The sequence below is a fragment of the Chitinophaga sancti genome (assembly GCF_034087045.1).
Classification (GTDB): domain Bacteria; phylum Bacteroidota; class Bacteroidia; order Chitinophagales; family Chitinophagaceae; genus Chitinophaga; species Chitinophaga sancti_B.
Map to the genome: position 1 here is coordinate 8,118,982 of NZ_CP139247.1, position 20,394 is coordinate 8,139,375.

A 20,394-nucleotide genomic window follows, 5' to 3' on the forward strand; every position below is an offset into this window, starting at 1 on the left:
GGTTGATTATCAGTTTTTCATTGATCAACGATAAGGGCAAATTAGGGACTTTACCCCCCTTGGGAAGGGGGGTAAATCATTTAAAAAAGGGGGGAAATTCGTTCAATTAGCCCTCTTTTACGATCGTAAGGTCCTGGTTAAAAGAGTGGCGATACCTCTTTACATATTCGGATGGGTTCATACCAAAAAGCTTTACAAATTGCTCTCTGAAGTACTTCACATCGCCTATGCCTACCTCAAAAGCTGCCTGGTTGATGGTATAATCTTCCCTTATCATCAGCATCGCCGCTTTTCGAAGTCGAATAGAACGGATAAAGGCATTGATCGTCTGACCGGAAATGGATTTTACCTTTTTGTATAAGCTGGAATGACTCATGCCAATAGCCTGCGTGAAGGTTTTAATTGAGAAATCCTCATTCCCCAGGTTGGATTCTATAATACTGATACAATTATTGAGGAAGTCCCGGTAGGCAGCGGGAACTTTGACTGTACTCTTTTGTAAGGTGATGCTGTCCAGGAAGTATTGGCGAAGCAGGTTCCTGTTTTTCAGAAGGGTCTGTACCTTGGCCAGTAACAGGTCTTTATCAAATGGTTTGGTGATGTAATCGTCCGCACCTTCTTCTATCCCTTTGATTTTCAGGTCATGGGCAGAGGTCAGGAGGATCACGGGAATGTGGCTCAGGGCTTCTGTATTTTTGATTTTGGTACAGAGTTCCAATCCGTCCATACCCGGCATTTGCACATCACTGATTACAAGATCCGGGAGTTGCTTCTGTACCATGGCAAATCCGTCATCCCCGTTTTCTGCTTCATATATTATATAATGGTCAGAAAATAACTGCCGGAGGTACGCCCGGATGTCAGCATTGTCATCGATGCAAAGCAGGGATTTTTTCTCCGTGACCATTTCTTCAGGCAGGAGTTTTTCTTCTTTTTTTACAGGTACAGTCGTTTCTTCCATCAGTTCCTGCAAAATGGCAGAACGCTCATTGGTGGCAAAGTCATACCCGGTGAGATGACCAAGCCCTTTGCGCAAACGAATGACGAAAGTGGTGCCTTCCTGCTGACGGCTATGGTAAGTGATACTACCATGATGACTTTCAATAAAATGCTTCACGAGATAAAGGCCAATGCCGAAACCTGTCTGACGCCCACCCACCCTGCTGAATTTATCAAAGATGCGGTTACCGGTAGTAATAGGAATACCACAACCGGAATCCTGTATGGAGATTTCCACTTCTGTGAATAACTCACGGATTTTAAAGACCACCTTTCCACCATCAGGGGTAAATTTGAAAGCATTGGACAACAAATTGAATAAAGCCACCTCCATCTTCTCATCATCTACATACATTTCGATCGGGCATTGGCCACCTTCGAACTGGTAGTCGATATTTTTGAGTCTTGCCTGCTGAGAGAAACACAAAAAAGCTTCTTTACATAGCTCCACAATATCCAGTCTATTGATTTTCAATGTATCTCCACCTGAATCAGCTTTCCTGAACAGGAGTAACTGATCCACTAAACTGAGTAGTCTGCGTGCATTTCTATAGACAATACTGAGTTCCGGGTCCTGGGTGTATGCTTTAAGAGGATTGATAATCAAGCTCAAAGGTGTTCTAAACTCATGTGAAATATGAGTAAAGAAAGATAACTTCTTCTCATTCAGTTCTTTTTCTTTCTCATTTTCCAGGTGCGCAAGCCGGATTTCGTAATTAAGGCGTTCCTGCCTGGAGCGATAACGCATAAAAACATATAACAGACCTCCTATTGCCACGGTATATAATAAGTATGCCCACCAGCTTCTGTACCAGGGTGGCAATACAATAATGCGGACCGTGCTGATCTCTGGGCCCCAACGCCCTTCGGCACTGGTGGCTTTGATTTTAAAAATATATGTGCCTTCCTGCAGACGGGTATAATTTGCGGTGCGTGCTTCACCGACATAGTTCCATTGTTTATCCCAGCCTTCCAGGCGGTAGGCATAATTGATCTTGTCCGGAGAGGTATATTCCAGGGCGACGAAGTCCAGGGAAATAGCAGCTTTGTCGTAAGGGATCTTTAATTCCTCTACATTTTCAAGCGCGCTTTTGGAAATATATTTGCCTTCCTGTTCAACAGGGGTATTGCTAATTCTGATACCAGTGAGGAATACCGGCGGCAAAGTAGTCTGATCATAAATGCTATCCGGGAAAAAGACATTGAAGCCTTTGATACCCCCGAACATACATTCACCGGTGCTGAGTTTCAGTGCCGCATTGTAGCTGAACTGGTTACTTTGCAGGCCATCAGATTGTGAGAAACTACGACAGATTTTTGTCTGCGGGTTGAACCTGGCCAGACCATTGAAAGTGCTGAGCCAAAGATCGCCGCTGTTATCTTCGATAATTCGCAGAATAGCGTTGCTGGGTAAACCGTCTGTTTCTGTATAGCGAATAAAACGGCCCGTTTGTTTATTGAATTGTAATAAGCCACCGCCATCTGTGCCTACCCAGAAGTTGCCATGCTTATCCTCGTGAATACTGCGTACGGTGTAACCAATGTGGAAAACCTTGTGTTGTTTGCGTGCCCTGTCTATAGAGATCAGGTCCTGGTAGTTACCACCCCACAGATGTCCCTGGGCATCTTCGGCCAGGCATTGGATATTGATAAGGGTATTGTCAAAAAGTTCGAACTGGTTGGTAGTTCTGTTGAAAGTATAGAGGGTACCATTATTAGTGGTACTGGCCCATATCTGTTTTTGTGCATCTTCGTATACCACCCATACATTGTTTTCAATAGCATTGGTAATAGGGTTGTTGCAATGAAAATGCTCGAAGGAGTTACTGCCTTTTTTATACCTGTTGATGCCGCCGAACCAGGTGGATACCCAGATATCATCCTGCGCATCACGAAGAATGCAGGTGATAAAGTTGCTACTGATAGCGTTGGGTTTGGTAGCATCGGCAGTGAAAGCTGTGAATTGATTATGAGGTCTGTCCCAGTGCTTGAGACCTCCGCCATCAGTGCCTATCCAGATATCGTTATTCACTCCTTCGCAGAAGGAAAGGATAAAGTTGCACACCGTATTTTCTCCATTGAAACGATGGAGTTCGAATGGATTACGGCGAGGAGCGACAATGCTGATACCACCTCTTAAAGTGCCGATCCACATACGGCCTTCTCTATCTTCATAAACAGCATACACCGCATTACTGTTTAATTGACACTTATTTATATTTTCACGCGAAGAGACGATGAAGACACCTGCCCCGTCAGAGGCTACCCAGATCCTGCCGTTTTTGTCAATGCAGAGGCCTACGACTTTGTTGTGGGTCTGGATGTAATTTTCGGAAAAAGAATTATTAGTAAGACTGTATCGAAACAGGCCATTATCAGTACCTAACCATAGGCCACCCTGCAGATCGCTACGAAGACAGTTTGCCTGGCGGATGCTCTGGTTGATGATTTGCAGGGATTGTGTTTTGGGATTGTATTTGCAAAGGCCAATGTCCTGAACAAATACAAAAGCAGTATTGTGGTCAAAGTCGATACCGGTCACTTCGTAATTGGTAAGGGTAGTTGTATATTGAATGATGGGTACCTGGATACCGGCATATACATTTTCATGAAATAATAAGAGGCCGTCACGTTCCGTACCTGCTAAGACGGTTTTTCCACTATCGCCGGCGCGGATGATGTGGATAACGCCGATTTCAGGGCGGGGAGTGGGGCTTTTATAAGGGGTAAAACGGGCGGTGGTAAATTGCTCATTGACGGGATTGAATACACTAATACCCTTGCGCCCCCCGAGCCAGATACGGTGGAGGTAGTCGCCTTCGATCGTGAAATTCCCGTTATCATTGAGGGAAGTGGTGTCGCCGATTTTATTGCGGAAGATGCGGAATTTGTAGCCATCGAAGCGGTTGAGGCCATCGTAAGTACAGATCCACATGAAGCCTTTGTAATCCTGGTATACGTTCATGACGGCGTTATTGGATAAGCCGTTTTCAATACCGAGGTTTCTTATAGGTTCGTCGTTGGCATACAGCGTAATGTATAAAAAGCAGCAACAGAACGGCAGTAGCATCCGGAACAATTTCATAACGTGCGCGTTTTGGTGGAATGTAAAGTATAAAAAGTTTTTAAATAATACCAGGATAAAATCGGCAGCCGGTTTTATCCTGGCCGGTCAATGAATCCGGGCAGCAGGAAGCTGCATAAATTCCTTGGCTTATTTTTATCTTTATGCTATGATCTCCTGCAACCTCATCGTCATTCGCACCAACAAACTACACGAACAGGCTCAGTTTTACACCGCCCTCGGATTTGAATTCGAATACCACCAACATGGAAACGGCCCTATGCACTATGCCAGCAAAGGCACCACTCCCACTTTAGAAATCTACCCGCTCTTAAAATCTCAAACCATTCCTGACGCAAGTACCCGCCTTGGCTTCTCAGTTGAGAACCCCGATATCATTGTGCAATCCATATTATCATTAGGAGGAAAATTGGTGACACCAGGAGCAGACACCCCCTGGGGCTACACCGCCGTCATTGCAGATCTCGACGGCCGAAAAATTGAATTAGTTCAGTCTACCTCTTCCGCTCTTTAAGTAGAAAAATTGAATGACCCATTCTAAGTAAAAAAATTGAATGGTCCAATCTACCCACTCCACTTTCCAATCAGAAAAAAATAAACTGGTCCAGCCTACCTCTCCCGCTCTCTAAGCGGGAAATAATGTGATACCGCCCAGATTATTTTACCCAATGCTTCCTCAGGTAAATCCGGCTTTGTTTCAAATGTAGGCGCCTGACCTTTGTGTCTTAACAATAAAAACTCATCTTCCTTGAAGCGTATACGCATATGCGAAGTGCCCTGCAATTTTCGCATATAAATAACAGCGCTATCAATCGTGATTTTGCGTCCTGTCATAATACTATTACATTAACGATATAGGAATGGGGTGTCATTTAGAACCTGTAAGTGTGGTTTTGGTCTTAACATGCCTGAATTGATCGGGCTACTATCAAATTGTTGTAGCTCCCTCGAAAATTCACCATAAAATTTGGTCGAATGTAAATCTTTTTCTCAAATCTTGGGTGATCGACCAATAAATATTTTGCTCATTTAGCCCAACTTGGACGCCACAAGAAAATGGCTCCTGATCAGGTAAAAATATTACTCGTATTCGGCAACAATCTCCGGCAACTCCGGAAGGAAAAGCAGCTTACGTTACTTGACCTGGAAGTGAGCAGTGGCGTAAATCAGGGAGATATTTCAAGAATCGAAAACGGGAAGAAAAATCTAAGCTTTACTACATTATATAAATTGGCGAAAGGGTTGGATATGCATCCGTCACAGTTGTTACTCGTTTCTTTTCCTTAATGTATATTTTGAATTTTATTCAAGCATAAAAAATCATCATAAGTTATACATGCCATAGGCAACACGCTTAATCGAAACAACATCTTATCAATGTTTGAATCGCAATGGATTCATTGACCTCATCCACTCTCCATCATGCAGTTTCCGCTGATGCAATATAAATCCAATCACAATCAATATACCTGCTACACCCTCTGCAAATACCACTGCACTCACGCCTAATCTTTCTGCCAAACTCCCCATTATCAAACTACCAATCGGCAACACACCCTGATACGCCATGATGTAATAACTCAATGTCCTTGCTCTCATTTCAGAAGATGCATGTGTCTGCAAATATGTATTGATCGCAGAGTTCTGCACCATCAAACCTGCACCTGTAAAACCTGTTGCAATCAATGCCAGCCAGATCTGAGAAGAGAATCCTAAACACACGACCGCTACAGCAAATAAAATACTGGATATAATAGTCAACTGATTCAGATCCCTACCCGGTCTTAACATCGCCATATAAATAGCTCCAAACAATGCACCTAATCCCGCTGCACTTTCAAACCAGCTAAACGTTGTGGCATTACCATGAAACACATCTTTTGCAATTGCAGGTAATAAAGTAGTATATGGAATCACCAGCAAACTGGATGCTGCCAGCATCAATATCAATGAAGATAAATCAGGTGATTCACGCAAGTAATCATATCCCTTCTTCAAATCAGCCCAGATATTTTCTTCTGATTTCTCCTGCTGTTTAATTTTCAGTTTCATCTGCAACAAACATCCGATTACAAAAAAGAAACTCAAAAAGTTAATCAGGAAACAAATGTCCTCACCAAAAGCACTCAGTATAAAACCGGCAAATGCGGGTCCTACTAACCTCGCTGCATTAAATGCTGAAGAGTTCAATGCTATGGCATTGGGCAAATCTTCCTTATCCTCTACCAGGTCAACCATCAGTGACTGACGAGCCGTGGTATCGAATGTATTTATAATCCCCTGCGCCAGGCTCAGGGTCGCAATCATCATAATATTATAATAGCTCAACCAGACAATCAGCGCCAGAATCCCTGCCTGTACCATCAGACCGATCTGGGTAATGAACACAATTTTGTATTTATCATGTCTGTCTATAAAACTCCCTGCATAAGGAGCAAGCACGAGAGAAGGGATTAAACTTAAAAAGGTAACCAATCCTAATAAAAAGGTAGAGCCCGTGATCCGGTATACTAACCAGCTGATGGCAACTCTTTGCATCCAGGTACCGATGAGGGAAACGGATTGACCTGTGAAGTGTAATCTGAAGTTCTTGTGTTTAAGTGAACGAAATATAGATGAATTGCTTAAAAATGACCTTGCTATCCTCATATGCTAAACTAAATTGATAAAGTTACTTTACGAAATTACAACTTTTTAAGGAATTCTATTTCACGTAAAAGTTAAAACTGAATCGTAAACAATGGTAAACCGGGGCCAAATAAGGTCTGATATGGCGTAAAATGAATCAAAATTGATTGGAAAAGAGTGATTTCTTCCATTTCCTGCCAATAGCCTGGACCTCCATAAATGAGAATATCCCCTGGCTGGAAATTCAAAAAAACTAAAGTACCTTTGTCAAATGTCTAAAACCTATGAGGTAGCTGCCTCCTTGCGCAGCACCGTCACTCGCCTCAACAGGCAACTGCGAAAACAAAACATCTCCTCCGCATTCTCCAATGCCGAACTCCTTACCATGGGCTTACTGGACCAACACGGTAGCATGCTTCCATCTGCCCTTGCAGACCTGGAACGCATCTCTGCACAAGCTATTTCACAGATTATCAATAGATTAGTTGAAGTAGGCGTCGTTGCACGCACCACCGACGAGTCAGATAAAAGAAAAATCCTTATCTCCCTCACAGAAAGCGGTAAACAACACCTCGACGAAAACCGCCGGATTAAGGAAGAATGGCTCGTAAAAGCAATGGACAACCTCTTCTCCACAGAAGAGCTTGCACTCATCGAAGCATTCCTTCCCCTCCTCCAACGATTAGCCGAATACAACGGATAACGACCACTTAATAAGCAGCCCTATCCAAAAATAAAATTATAAATGTCCTATACGTTATAATATACTTATATTTGTATAATCAATAGTTTAAATCAGAAATTACAGGCAATCAGATACTTTAGTGTCTAAATTGACATGGGCATAAGTCAGCAAATGTCAGATTGTAGTAATACAATGTTATTCCATCTGTTTCCAGGAACCCCTGTGCAGAAGTTTAGCTTGATTATTTATCCGATCCTAGATCCTATGATGACTATGAAACATTTATTTACGCTTCTTCTATTATGCTCTTTGTCCACCACTTCCATTCTGGCTCAGAATTACAAACAGGAGTTCGAAAAATTATGTGAACAGGGGGATACGGCAAAACAAAAGAAATTGTTAGAAAAGTGGGAAAAAGGCCGTCCTAACGATGCAGAATTGTACATTGCCTATTTCAATTTCTACGTAAGCAGGAGTAAAACTGAAATTGTTACCAAAGTAACCCACCCTGACGCTGATACAAAACCCAAAGCCAAAAAGCAAACAGGATATACCAGCGAAATCGGTTACAGAGCTGAACCACTCGGTAAAGGTTTCAAATACATCAACGCCGGCATCGCCAAGTACCCCGACCGCCTCGATATGCGCTTCGGTAAAGTATATATGCTGGGCGAAACGTACAAATATGCTGCCCTCACGCAGGAACTGGTCAACGTATTAAATTACTCCACCACCATCCAGAACAAATGGAAATGGACTGACAACAAATTGCTGGACAAACCTGAAGATTTCATGCTCAGCGCCATCCAGGAATATGTAGCCACCATCTACAACTCCGGCAAAAGCCAGGCGGATAACATGAAGGAAATCGCCGAAACCGTACTGAAATACTATCCTAAACATGTGGAAAGTCTGTCAGATCTCGGTATCGTCTATACCATGAAAGGAGATCTTAATATGGCACTGAGATACTTCCTGAAAGCAAGTGCTATAGAGCCGAAAGACTTTATCGTACTCAACAACATCGCGAATATCTACAATAAAAAGAAAGATACCACCAATGCCGTGAAGTACTACGAACAGGCATTGAAATTTGGGGACACCGAAGCAAAAGAACTCGCTAATAAAGAACTGAAAAGATTAACGAGAAAACCAGCTGCTACAAATTCTGCTGCGAAAACAAAATCAACTGCAACAGCAAAGAAACCAGCCGCCACCTCCACAAACAAAAAGGCCCCTAAGAAAAAATCTTAAGGACCTTTAAAAGTGGTTTACACGACGTTCTTTTACTTAATTGATTGTAAAAGATTGCAGAACTCTAACTTCTGATCCGATGTAAGGAACGAGTTAGCTATCGTTTCATTGATTAAATCGCTGGTTAGAGAGAATTCATCATAAAGATCATTTTGTTCGACACCGTACTTTTTAGCGGTCGAAAATCTTACGGCCATTAAGATCTCTTTTGAGGGAACCTTTTTTTCTACCAGCAACGGTCTGATGGAATACAACATTTCGTTATTGGCAATTTCCAACTTCTTAATGTAGTCAGTCTTGCCATGTCGGGAAAAGAAATGTCGTGTCAATAAAAAAACAATCAAGGAAACAAAAATTCCAAAGATTGCTACGTAGACAGTGCTATCTTGTAAGTGTATCATAGGTAAACTAAAAATGAGCGTATAAATACATTCAAAATATACGCAATGTATGGGGGATTAGTTTGATAAAACCTGTGCAACAAACGAGATTTATATTGCAATTTTTATTATTACGTAACAAGTAACTGGGTATCAACATGATTCCAGAAGGATATTATTTTTTTACTTTCTGGAACCTGAGTACTGGTACTTAAAAACGACAGAGAGGTTTCTCCCCTTCGGTGAAACCTCTCTGTCGGATATAGCCCTACGGGCGGCCTGGAAATGCAAGCTGAATGTAGAAATGTACGCTAGAAATGCGGCTTATCACCCATCTCTAATTCCAATACCCCACCAGCCATTAACTCCCCGTGTGTAAAAAACAAATCCTTCCGCTCCTTCCCATTCATCTTCACCCCCTGTACATATTTGTTCACCACTGAACAATTATGTGCCACCATTGTAAAATCCTTCCCATTCTCCAAATGCACCACCACTTTACTAAATACAGGACTACCAATGGTATACACAGGCTCCCCCGCCGTGACAGGATAAAACCCCATCGATGAAAACACTACAAACGCACTCATTCCTCCCCCATCTTCGTCTCCCGGTATCCCAAACTCATTGTCTTTGAACCATATATCCAGCAATGAACGTATCATCCTTTGCGTTTTCCACCCCTTCCCTATATAATTATATAAGTACGGAATATGAAAACCCGGCTCATTCCCCATCGAAAACTGCCCTACTAACCCCGTCGCATCCGGAAACTTCGCCCAAAACTGGTACCGCTGTCTGCCCAGACCCGCATGAAACAAGGTATCCAGCCTTCGCTCAAATCCCTGCTTCCCTCCCATCATCTCAATCAATGCAGGAATATTAAATGCTACCTGCCACTGGTACGTCCAGCCATTATTCTCATCATAATAATCCCTGCCCCCAGGTCCTCCATCCCATCCCGGATCTATATCTATCCAATCATGCTGTTTATCCTTTGGCATGAAAAACCCTTTCTCCCCATTCCACAAATTCAAATAAGCCCTTGACCGCACGTTAAAAAACTCCGCATCATCGGCATGCTTCAATTCTTTCGCCAGTTCACCCAATGCCCAGTCGTCATAACTATGCCCTAACGTGACCGCCACTGCCTGTCTTTTTTCAAATGTATCTACAGCTGCCACTGTTTCCCGCTCACCAGGCTTTAATGCCGGATAATAACCATGCTGTGCATAAAATATATCCAACGGCGTTAGCCCTCCATTTCTCCACGGCAACATCGTCGCCCGCAATGCATTCTTCTTCATCCCCTCATATGCTTTCTCCATTTCCGGAATATGCAATCCTTTTCTATATGCATCCAAAAATACTATCGTAGAATGAAACCCATTCATACACGGATGATCCCCATATACTCTCGGAAATGTAGGCATCCATCCACTCTGCTCATACATCCGTACATAAGATGCTAACATATCTTCTTCCTGGTGCGGATGCAATATCATTCTCAATGGATGCATGGCCTGGTAAGTATCCCACGTTGCATCATCCACATAAAAAGGCCGCACATCTGCATGCACCTGTTTATCGAAACCACTGTAATAAGCACCTTCTTCACTGATATTCACCATGCGCTCATGAAACCTGTACAACGCTGTAAAAAACGAACGCCGCTGTGCTGCTGTACCACCTTCTACACTAACCTGGTTCATCACACGGCGCCATGCTGCCTCCGCCGATTTTTTTATTTCATTAAATCCTTTCCCGGCCAACTCCTGTTCAAAGCTCACTTTCGCTGCAGCCACACTGATATAAGAGATGGCATATCGCAATGACACAACACTATCTTTAAAAGTTAACGAAGCATCGTAAGGCGTGTCAAACTGCCCATATAAATACACTTTCGTATCACCATGATATAAACTCGTTCCTGTTATCTCTCCATTCCCATTCAGCACCCAGTTATCCACAGGTGATAACAATACGCGATGTGCTCCATGTGCAGGATACGTAAACCTGTACATACCGCATTTTCGACCGGGCGCATATTCTACCTGTATCTGATCTTCAACCAGCCAGTTACGATAATACCATGGATGAATCTCTTCCTGCTCATGATCATACAGCTGTTTCCTTTCCCATCCCGTACTATCTGTTACAGGTTTTATACAAAATACCTCTCCTGCATTATGCCCTACTACCTGTAAGGGAAATGCAGTGATCTGATCATCGGTATAATCCTTTCGGATAGGATACACCCTGATCATCTGGTTAGGTCGATGCAATTGTGGTTTAGTTGTTTGTAATAACGGTGAGATATTACCAATCGTTGGGTCTATATATTGTTCATTTCCTGCAGGCGCTGCCGGGCGGCAACAACACAGCAGTAATAGTGGAATAAGTACAGCAGGTCGCACAAAATTTTTATTGATTTAATAAGACAAAAAAAGAGGGTATACCAGGAATTAATAAACCTCCTCCAAATTGCTTAAAGGACTACCTATTCCCATAGGTACCCGAAAAAAATGAGGCCGTATCTTATTGTTGATACGGCCTCTGGGTTTCCGCAGGATAGTAGAAAATTATTTTAAGCTAATTACCGCCATTACAGGGAAGTGATCTGATGGCTCTCTCGCAGTATACTTTTCCAAACCCACTTCTTTCGGGAAGTTGCCGGAATCAGTCTTTGATGCATTTGCATCTTTACTGCGATAAGTATCTGTCAGTATACCATACTTCTGCACTTTGAACTGTTTGGTCAGGAAGATGTGATCGATACGGCTGTCAGTCTTACTATTAGGTTTGAATGCATTAAACGTACCGTTCAGCGCATAACGTAAAGCAGTGGTTTCATATGCATCTTTCAGTAAGCCTGAATTATTGATCAGCTGGTAAGATTCATTGGTTTGATCTACGTTGAAATCACCTGTCAGGATAGTCGGTGTATTACCCGCCATTGTCTTAATCTTCGACATTACCAGCTTTGCACTCTCTGCTCTCGCTACTACACCAATATGATCCATGTGCAGGTTGAAGAAAAAGAAAGTAAAACCGGTTTTGATTTCTTTGAATTTACCCCATGAACAAATTCTTGGCAACACGGCATCCCATCCTTTATTAGGCTTGTCTGTCACTGTAGACATCCAGAAATCTCCCTTTTCCAGCAGTTTAAATTTCGCGGTATTATAGAAGATAGCAGAATGTTCTCCTTTATCTTTTCCATCATCACGACCTACACCGATGTAAGCATAACCGGGCAAACTGTCTTTGATATTTTCCAGCTGATCTTTCAGACACTCCTGTGTGCCGAAGATATCAAACCCGTGAAAACGAATTAACGACGTGATCACCGGGTACCGTTGTTGCCATCCATCGCCGCGCTCTACATCACCATTGTCATGGTTATTGTTGCGCATGTTGTAAGTGCCTACCGTAAATTGCTGTGCCATCACAGCGGTGGTCATTACGGCAAAGCCAACCATCATTAAGAACCATTTTTTCATCTGCATCTATTTTATGAAATAATAATTACAAATTCTCCCACCCTACATTCTGCACCAGCTTTGTGTTCAGCTGCAGTTCTGTGTATGGTAATGGATACAGGTAGCGGAAGTCTGCCCAGGTTACCCTGGAAATGTTATCCAGCCATTTGATCTCTCCATACGTACCATGAGACAACTGTGTAGGATTCGTTACCCCGTTTACGGTAGGCGCTACACTAATGTAAGTCACACCCCTCACCTGTGTAGCAGGCAATGTCTGGTAGAAACATACATCGTTCACCCCATCACCGTTCAGGTCCATTGGCACATCCAGCGCTGGTACATACATACCATTCCACTGCTGTACAAGCAGTTCACCATCATTCCATCTTACCAGGTCATAGAAACGGAAACCTTCCAGCACCAGCTCTATACCACGCTCTCTTCTGATCTCCAGGATAGAAGGATCGGTAGGATCACCACCTTTGTTAAAATAGTTTGTAACTAAATACTGATCAGCCACTGTTGGTTTTGTAGTAATACCACTGGTAATACCAGCTCTTGCCCTCAGCGCACCTACTGTACCTGCCCAATCGGCATCAGTCAGTGTACCCAGTTCAGCTTTGGCTTCCGCATAGTTCAACAGTATTTCTGCATAACGCATGATACAAATGGAATTCGTATTGTTGGACCCTCCGTCATAATAGGTATCATCCAGACACCATTTTTTAGGCATATACCCGGTGTAAGTATAAGAAAATACCGGCGGAGCAGCAACTGTTTTTCCATTATCGGTACGGGTGTAACTACCCATGCGAATAGTCTGTGACAGGCGCAGGTCCCTGTTCTTTGTTTCTTCTACAAATGGTTTGGTTTCATAACCGCTCACACTGGTGAAAGGGGTACCATCAATGTTCAGGTAAGTGTTGATAAACTTACGTGTTAAACTCAGGCGCACCCCATATGTAGCACTGGTGTAATACCAGTTTGCATCGTTGAAGACAGACAGGGTACTGCTGGCTACGTTAGACAACATGACTTCTGTCGTTACAGGCGATGCACTGATGAACAGCTGACGGTAAGATCCACTGGTGCCACCTGCCTGATTCAGGCTAAAACTACCCTGATCCATCACTACCTTTGCCGCATCGGCCGCTGCCTGCAATAAAGCAGGCGCATCAGCTGTAAGCCCCAGAGAAGTATGGTATTTTCTGAAAGTACCTTCGAAAAGACATACACGTGATTTCAGTGCATACGCTGTATACTTAGTGATCTGGCTGGCTGTTGCATCAGTATTCAGCGAGATATGCGCGGCTGCATAATCCAGGTCAGCTATGATAGAATCCATTACCAGTTTACGGCTGTCGCGTGCTGCATACAGTGAACTGTCTGCAATACCCATTGGGGTACCGATCCAGGGCACATCACCATAACGCTTTACTTTATCAAAGTAGAACCAGGCACGGAAAAAACGCGCCAGACCATTATAGTTTTCACGAATCGTCTGCCCTACTGCAGGGTTGGTATTGTTCGCCAGGAAATAGTTGATGTTACGCAGTTTGGTCCATTTCCAGTTGTCAATTTCCGCCTGTACACGGGAGTTGTAAGCACCGTCACGAAGAAAATCAGGAACAGCATTCACCGCACTGTAATCTGCCATTGCATCGCCTCTGAACACATCGCCCATAGCAGGCAGTACATCGTAAAATGAATTGGCGTATAATTTCAGACCGGCTTCGTTTCCGAAGATCGCATCTCTGTCTGCAGTGGATACAGGACGCTGTTCCAGTTCTTTCGAACAGCTGCCTGCCAGTACCCACAACACCAGCGCCATCGAGGTCCATTTCAACCGGGTAATATATTGTTGCATGTTGCTTTTTTTTATTTTTTACAGGGTAATGTTTAAACCTAATGTGAAGCTCTTCAGAATCGGATAGTTGTTACCGTTACCCGCATTGTCTGTAGGATTCGGGTTGGTGATCATGTCGGAACGACCAATGCTTTCCACATCCAGGTCTTTGGTAACCTTATACAGCGGAGACCAGGAGAACAGGTTCTCTGCTGACAGGTATACTTTTGCACTCTGCAGTTTTGCCCTTGACACCAGTGTCTTTGGCAGACTATAACCCACCTGTATATTCTTCATACGCAGGTATCTTACATTCTGCAGGTACTTGGTCTGCTTAGCATACAGTTCACCCGAACCATTCTGTGCTACATAACCACGATAGCGTGGGAAGTAAGTATTTGGATTCTCTGCTGACCAGATCTTACCTACCTGTGATTTAGGCATATAGTTATAAGGCCTGTTGTACTGACCCCAGAATACATCGTTCTCGTTACCAGGCCACCAGTCTTGTTTTCCTACACCCTGGAAGAATACACCAAAGAAGAAATTGTTCCAGTCTGCATTCACACCTACACCATAAGTATAGCGTGGAGTTGAGTTACCAATCACTTTCATATCACCAGGATTACCTGTCGTGTTTGTACCGTTGTTGATCACACCATCTCCATTCAGGTCTTTGAATTTAATATCACCTGGCAGCCACTGACCACTGGTAGATGCTTTGAACAGTGCCTGTGAAGCAGCAGCCTTCCCTACGTTGTCCGCAGTCCAGTAACCATCGTTTTCATAACCCCAGATTTCACCATACTTCTGACCTGCGTAGTAGTCAGTCAGCTTGTTGTTGGTGTTATTATATTTAGTAATTGTTGCTGTATAGTCGGCGAGATTAGCTGTAACTGAATAGTGGAGTGGTTTCTCTGCTACATTGAATTGATCTCTCCAGGTCAGGGAAATTTCCCATCCTTTCGTCTTCAGGTCTGCATAGTTACCTTTTGGAACATCTGTACCGAATACTGCAGGCAGTGTCTGACCTACGGTGAACATGTCGGTAGTCACACGGGTATACATATCACCGCTGAAAGTCAGGTGATCGTTCAGTGCAGACAGATCCAGGCCAATATTGCGGGTGGTAGACGTTTCCCATGTGAGACCATTCGGAATCACAGAAGGCTGACCGGTTTGCTGCGGCCTTACACCATTGATGACACGACCGCTCTGTGTGATTGCAAATTTTTCCTGGAATGCATAAGAGTTGATGTTACCATTACCCAGTGAACCCCATGAACCACGCAGTTTCAGGTCAGAGATCGCTTTAGCAGGTACTTTCCAGAATGCTTCTCTAGACACTCTCCAACCACCGGATACAGATGGGAAGAACGCATAACGCTGGTTGGTAGGGAACTTGGAACTACCATCGTAACGACCATTTACTTCTAACAGGTAACGCTCTTTGAAGGCATAGTTCAAACGGAAGAACTCACCCTGGATCGCCCACTTCTCATAACCACCGGCAGTAGAGATATTGCTACCCAGTGCCAGGTTCATATCATTTGCATCGCTATAAATCAGGCCATTTCTGGTGAGGGAGAAACCGCTACCGGTAGATTGTTCATAGTTGAAACCTGCCATTGCCTTGAAGTAATGGTTAGGGCCAATGTTAGTTTCGTACTCTGCATACAGGTTTGTAGCGAGGTATTTGGTAGATGAATCGGAATTCATCAGGTCATTATAGCCAGTACCTACATAGGCAGTTACACCAGGTGCAGCACTATAAGGAACCTGTACTCTTCTTCTCTTCTGATCGTCAGTGATGTTCTGCCAGGTTACGTTACCATTGATGCGGAGTTTATTTTTATAAATATTGGCAGTAAAACCAGTGGTATTTCTGAACATCTGGCGATACAGGTTGATGCCATTCTTACCATAATAGAAGTCGCCTACTGTATAAGCTGCTGAATAGGTCAGGGTACCATCCGGGTTCAGCAGCATGGAAGTAGGGTGTGCCTCATCCGCCATGTTTCTGAAAATACCGCCCCCTTCACCTACGTTCAGTGGGTTGTGGTAAGAGCGGTTGGCGTATTCTGTATTATTATATATCTGCAACCATGGGGTCAGTTGAATTGTACCCTTGGCACGCATGTTATACATTTTGTAATCGTCAGAATTAAAACGGAAGAGACCGTCCTGACCATAGTAACGACCGGTAATATAATAAGAGGCCTTACCGCTGCTACCAGAAACAGAGAGATTCTGGTCCATTGCTGAAGTATGGTTCTTATATAATAAGTCATACCAGTCAGTATTACCATAATATACATAGTTACCATTCCCGTCCAGCTCTGTTTTAGACAGGGCAGGATTGTCGTTATGTTCTTTCAACGCTGCCAGGTAAGCTGCAGAGAACTTCTGGGTTTTGTTGATATTCTGAGGAGTCTGTGCATAATCGTTCCACGCAGACCATGCATCGCTGAAGCCCGTTGCATATTGATACCCGTTAGATACCATATCAGGTACAGTAGTAGGTTTTTTGCTGGAATAGTTGGAAGAGTAGGTCACAGTCACCTTATCTTTAGAAGGTGTTTTGGTGGTGATGAGCACAACCCCGAAGGCAGCTCTTGCACCATATACCGCAGCGGAAGATGCATCTTTCAGCACACTGATGCTGGCTACATCAGATGGGTTCAGCATGCTTGGGTCGCCTTCCACCCCATCGATCAGTACCAGTGCATTACCACCCTGGCCAATAGAGGTCGTACCACGGATATTGTAAGCTGGTGACTGGATAGGTTTACCATCGCCCATAGTCAGGTTCAGGTTAGGGATTACACCTTGCAGCCCCTGGCTGAGGTTTGGAATAGGGCGGTTTTCCAACACCTTGCCAGTTACCTGTGTTACAGCACCTGTCAGGTTTATTTTTTTCTGTGTACCATAACCCACTACAACTACGTCATTGAGGGATGATACATTACTTTTCATCGCTACACGAACATCACCTTGTGCAGGTACCTGTACGGTGTCGGACAAAAAGCCGATGGAACTGATTACCAAAGTTGGATTTTCTGTTGCATTCAGACTGAATTGACCTTTCTCGTCAGTACCAGCCCCGATAGCAGTGCCCAGTACTTTTACTGTTGCACCAATAATCGGTTGCCCGTTTTCGTCAGTCACCCGGCCTTTCACGATACGCGACTGTGCATATGTGTTCAGCACGCAACATGTAAATAGAAGGATGCATAACCATCTTTTCATGAGGAGTATTTTTTTTGTACTGCAAAAGAAGAATTCAGGGGTGAACAGGGCGGTTAATTAGAGATTAACGTGGTCATTAATCAGAAAAAATTATGATTCTCCGGATTAATTAATTATTTTCAGTTAACGCAGCAGGATATTTAAAGTTAACTTAACGTTCCTTTTGCATTTAATAGACAACCAAAAAGTAATTTGCCACGTTATTTAAAAAAGCCAATCGGAGTATGCCAGGGCTTACCTCTTCTGATGTAGTAAAAAACCATCTATTTATTACTACTATTCTGTTGTCGCTGTTCGCATTATTGCCATGTGGTTTATATGCGCAAGATGTGTATGGGCTTGAGTTTGCAGGTAAAAAAATTGCACAGGAGTTACGTACTTCATTGAATCTTTTTCCAGACAACCCGCTTACTGTAAAGGACGATTGCGACCTTTCATTTGATCTCTCATTTGCACCGGGATATGATTCTTATTTCGGTTACATTTTTAGAATCACTAATGAACTGGGACAAAATACAGACCTTATATATAGTAACCAGACACAGTCCATTAATCTCGTATCCGGCGATGAATACACAGGTATTCTTTTCAAATTCCCTCCATCAGAAGTGGTAGGAAAATGGTATCACCTGCAGTTTTCATTCAACCAGGCTACGCGTATTACGACATTAAAAATTAACGGCCAACTGGCGGGAAGCACTACTATGCCTGCTTCTTTAGGAAACCATTTGCGCATCTTCTTTGGTGCAAATCATTATAAACAATGCAATACATTTGACCTGCCTACCATGCGACTGCGCGACATACAGATTGCACAGGCCGGCAAAACCCAATACCACTGGCCATTACGACAGCATGATGGAGAAAAGGAATTTGATCTGATCAGTCATAGCAAAGCAGTAATCGAACATCCTATCTGGCTTGCAAAAGCATATAGTGAATGGAATACCCGGCAAACAATTACTGTAAATGGTAACGCTGGCGTAACATTCGATAAAGAAAATGGCATATTATATATAACAGGTAGTGATTCCCTCTATCAGTTCACCTGTAATGGAAATAAACTCAGTGCAGTACCACTGGCACAATCCAGCATATTGCCAGCTGGCAATGTGACTGAATTTGATACAAAACGACATCAACTCCTGAATTACTTTGTAGATGAGCAACAGGTAGCCCGGTTTGATAATACACAACATACATGGAGTAATCCTGTTGAAGGAAATAAAGTAACAGGATTCTGGCAGCACAGTCATTTTTATTCACCCTACGATAGCAGCTTATACATCTTTGGTGGTTATGGACATTATCATTACACAGCCGAAGTACAAAAGTATAGCACCGCAGATGATCAGTGGAAAACAGTCGTTGCAAAGGGCGATAAATTTGCACCAAGATATATGGCAGCACTGGGCGCTACTGAAAAAGGCGATTCGGCTTATATACTCGGTGGACACGGCAGTGCTACTGGCGATCAGCTCCTGAACCCTGAAAATTTTTACGACCTTTTATTATTCGATGTAAAGACCCATACCTTCAAAAAGATCTATACGCTGGATAAACCAGAGGTGCCCATAGCCTTTGGGAATACGATGGTGATAGATACAAAAGAACGTGCCTATTATGCACTGTCTTATGCGAATGACAGGATGGCGTCCGCATTGCAGTTAATTAAAGGGTCTCTTGATAAACCTGCATATGAGAAACTGGGCAATGAATTGCCTTACCAGTTTTATGATATTAAGTCCAGCGCAGCTTTATACTATTATGCAAGAGGACAGGAATTAATCGCCGTCACTTTATACAATCCAGAGAATAACGTCACCACAATAAAGATTAACACCATACTTTTTCCACCAGTATTATTAATGCATGACGAAGGTGTGGGAGTTAAGAATTACCAATACCTGTTATGGGGTCTGCTGGTATTAACCAGTTTATTAATCGGGTTATCACTGTGGAGAAAGAAACTGGAACAGACCGCCCCCAGGATCACTATTTATCATTTACCGGAACCGCCCATAAAAGCCCCGGTATTCAGGGTCATTGAACTCCCTGCACCTGTTGAAAAGAAAAACGCATCGATTTATTTATTCGGACATTTTACCGTCATCGATAAAGAAGGAAATGATATCAGCAAGTTATTCAGTCCGCTGGTGAAAGAATTATTCTTATTAATATTCCTGCATTCCTCATTCGGCAGAAAAGGTATTTCTTCCGAAAAGATTAATGAAATACTCTGGACAGGGCGATCAGTAAAAGATGCAAAGAATAACCGGTCGGTGAATATGGTGAAGCTGAAAAACATTCTTGAGAAACTAGGCGACTATAGTTTAGCGAAGGAAAACGGGAAATGGAAATTAACATTTGAGGAGGGTGTATATGTGGATATCCGGCATAGCCATCAGTTAATGGAAGATCACCACATCGCACAACTGGTACAGGTATGTGGCAGGGGAGGCTTACTGATGGAGACAGATTATAGCTGGCTGGATAAATTTAAATCGGACCTGGGTACAGAACTGCTCAATATTTTTACCAGGCACCTGGATGAGCATGCAGAACAGTTACACCCGGAACAGATTATACAGACCTGCGATAGTATGCTGCATTTTGATTCCCTCTGTGAGGAAGCGGTGATGTACAAGTGCAGGGCGCTGGTAACTATGCACCAGCATGCAACAGCGAGGAGTTTATTCCGGAATTTCAAAAACGAATATGAGCAGATATATGGGGAGCCATTTGAAAAAGATTATATGGCGGTGATGGTAAATGATTAATGT

The 20,394-nt window shown here is 43.2% G+C and carries 12 protein-coding genes; 5 read left to right on the plus strand and 7 right to left on the minus strand.

The annotated features are described in order from the left end of the window. Window positions 1-106: 106 nt before the first annotated feature. Window positions 107-4,084 carry a two-component regulator propeller domain-containing protein gene (locus SIO70_RS32545; protein WP_320578004.1) on the minus strand — a complete coding sequence of 1,326 codons (3,978 nt, stop codon included), beginning with the start codon at window positions 4,082-4,084 and terminating at the stop codon, window positions 107-109. Window positions 4,085-4,232: 148 nt separating this feature from the next. Here SIO70_RS32545 and SIO70_RS32550 point away from each other — a divergent pair, with 148 nt between their 5' ends. Beyond that, window positions 4,233-4,598: a VOC family protein gene (locus SIO70_RS32550; RefSeq protein ID WP_320578006.1), complete on the plus strand. Its 366-nt coding sequence runs from the start codon at window positions 4,233-4,235 to the stop codon at window positions 4,596-4,598. A gap of 95 nt (window positions 4,599-4,693) precedes the next feature. Here SIO70_RS32550 and SIO70_RS32555 read toward each other — a convergent pair whose 3' ends face one another. Beyond that, on the minus strand, window positions 4,694-4,918 hold the full coding sequence (locus SIO70_RS32555; RefSeq protein WP_320578008.1) for a hypothetical protein: 225 nt from the start codon (window positions 4,916-4,918) through the stop codon (window positions 4,694-4,696). Window positions 4,919-5,140: 222 nt separating this feature from the next. Here SIO70_RS32555 and SIO70_RS32560 point away from each other — a divergent pair, with 222 nt between their 5' ends. Continuing rightward, window positions 5,141-5,371, plus strand: coding sequence for a helix-turn-helix transcriptional regulator (locus SIO70_RS32560; protein ID WP_320578010.1), 231 nt, complete (start codon window positions 5,141-5,143; stop codon window positions 5,369-5,371). Window positions 5,372-5,458: 87 nt separating this feature from the next. Here the strand turns inward: SIO70_RS32560 and SIO70_RS32565 are convergent, their stop codons facing one another. Continuing rightward, the gene (locus tag SIO70_RS32565; protein ID WP_320578012.1) at window positions 5,459-6,733 is read right to left on the minus strand and encodes an MFS transporter; all 1,275 of its coding nucleotides are present in this window, start codon (window positions 6,731-6,733) and stop codon (window positions 5,459-5,461) included. Window positions 6,734-6,983: 250 nt separating this feature from the next. Between SIO70_RS32565 and SIO70_RS32570 the strand changes: the two genes are divergently transcribed. Together SIO70_RS32570 and SIO70_RS32575 are read left to right on the plus strand one after the other, a co-directional pair. Further along, window positions 6,984-7,415 carry a MarR family winged helix-turn-helix transcriptional regulator gene (locus tag SIO70_RS32570; RefSeq protein WP_320578014.1) on the plus strand — a complete coding sequence of 144 codons (432 nt, stop codon included), beginning with the start codon at window positions 6,984-6,986 and terminating at the stop codon, window positions 7,413-7,415. Between the two features lie 255 nt (window positions 7,416-7,670). After that, window positions 7,671-8,651 (plus strand): tetratricopeptide repeat protein, encoded by a 981-nt coding sequence (locus SIO70_RS32575; protein WP_320578016.1) that lies wholly within the window; start codon window positions 7,671-7,673, stop codon window positions 8,649-8,651. 691 nt (window positions 8,652-9,342) lie between these two features. Here SIO70_RS32575 and SIO70_RS32580 read toward each other — a convergent pair. The 4 genes from SIO70_RS32580 to SIO70_RS32595 form a co-directional block, all read right to left on the minus strand. Further along, the gene (locus SIO70_RS32580; protein ID WP_320578018.1) at window positions 9,343-11,448 is read right to left on the minus strand and encodes a GH92 family glycosyl hydrolase; all 2,106 of its coding nucleotides are present in this window, start codon (window positions 11,446-11,448) and stop codon (window positions 9,343-9,345) included. Between the two features lie 165 nt (window positions 11,449-11,613). Then, complete coding sequence (locus tag SIO70_RS32585; RefSeq protein ID WP_320578020.1) at window positions 11,614-12,534, minus strand: endonuclease/exonuclease/phosphatase family protein; 921 nt, start codon at window positions 12,532-12,534, stop codon at window positions 11,614-11,616. A 25-nt stretch (window positions 12,535-12,559) separates the two neighbouring features. After that, window positions 12,560-14,383: a RagB/SusD family nutrient uptake outer membrane protein gene (locus SIO70_RS32590; protein ID WP_320578022.1), complete on the minus strand. Its 1,824-nt coding sequence runs from the start codon at window positions 14,381-14,383 to the stop codon at window positions 12,560-12,562. Between the two features lie 18 nt (window positions 14,384-14,401). Next, on the minus strand, window positions 14,402-17,611 hold the full coding sequence (locus tag SIO70_RS32595; protein WP_320578024.1) for a TonB-dependent receptor: 3,210 nt from the start codon (window positions 17,609-17,611) through the stop codon (window positions 14,402-14,404). 224 nt (window positions 17,612-17,835) lie between these two features. Between SIO70_RS32595 and SIO70_RS32600 the strand changes: the two genes are divergently transcribed. After that, window positions 17,836-20,391, plus strand: coding sequence for a kelch repeat-containing protein (locus SIO70_RS32600; protein ID WP_320578026.1), 2,556 nt, complete (start codon window positions 17,836-17,838; stop codon window positions 20,389-20,391). Window positions 20,392-20,394 lie beyond the last annotated feature (3 nt).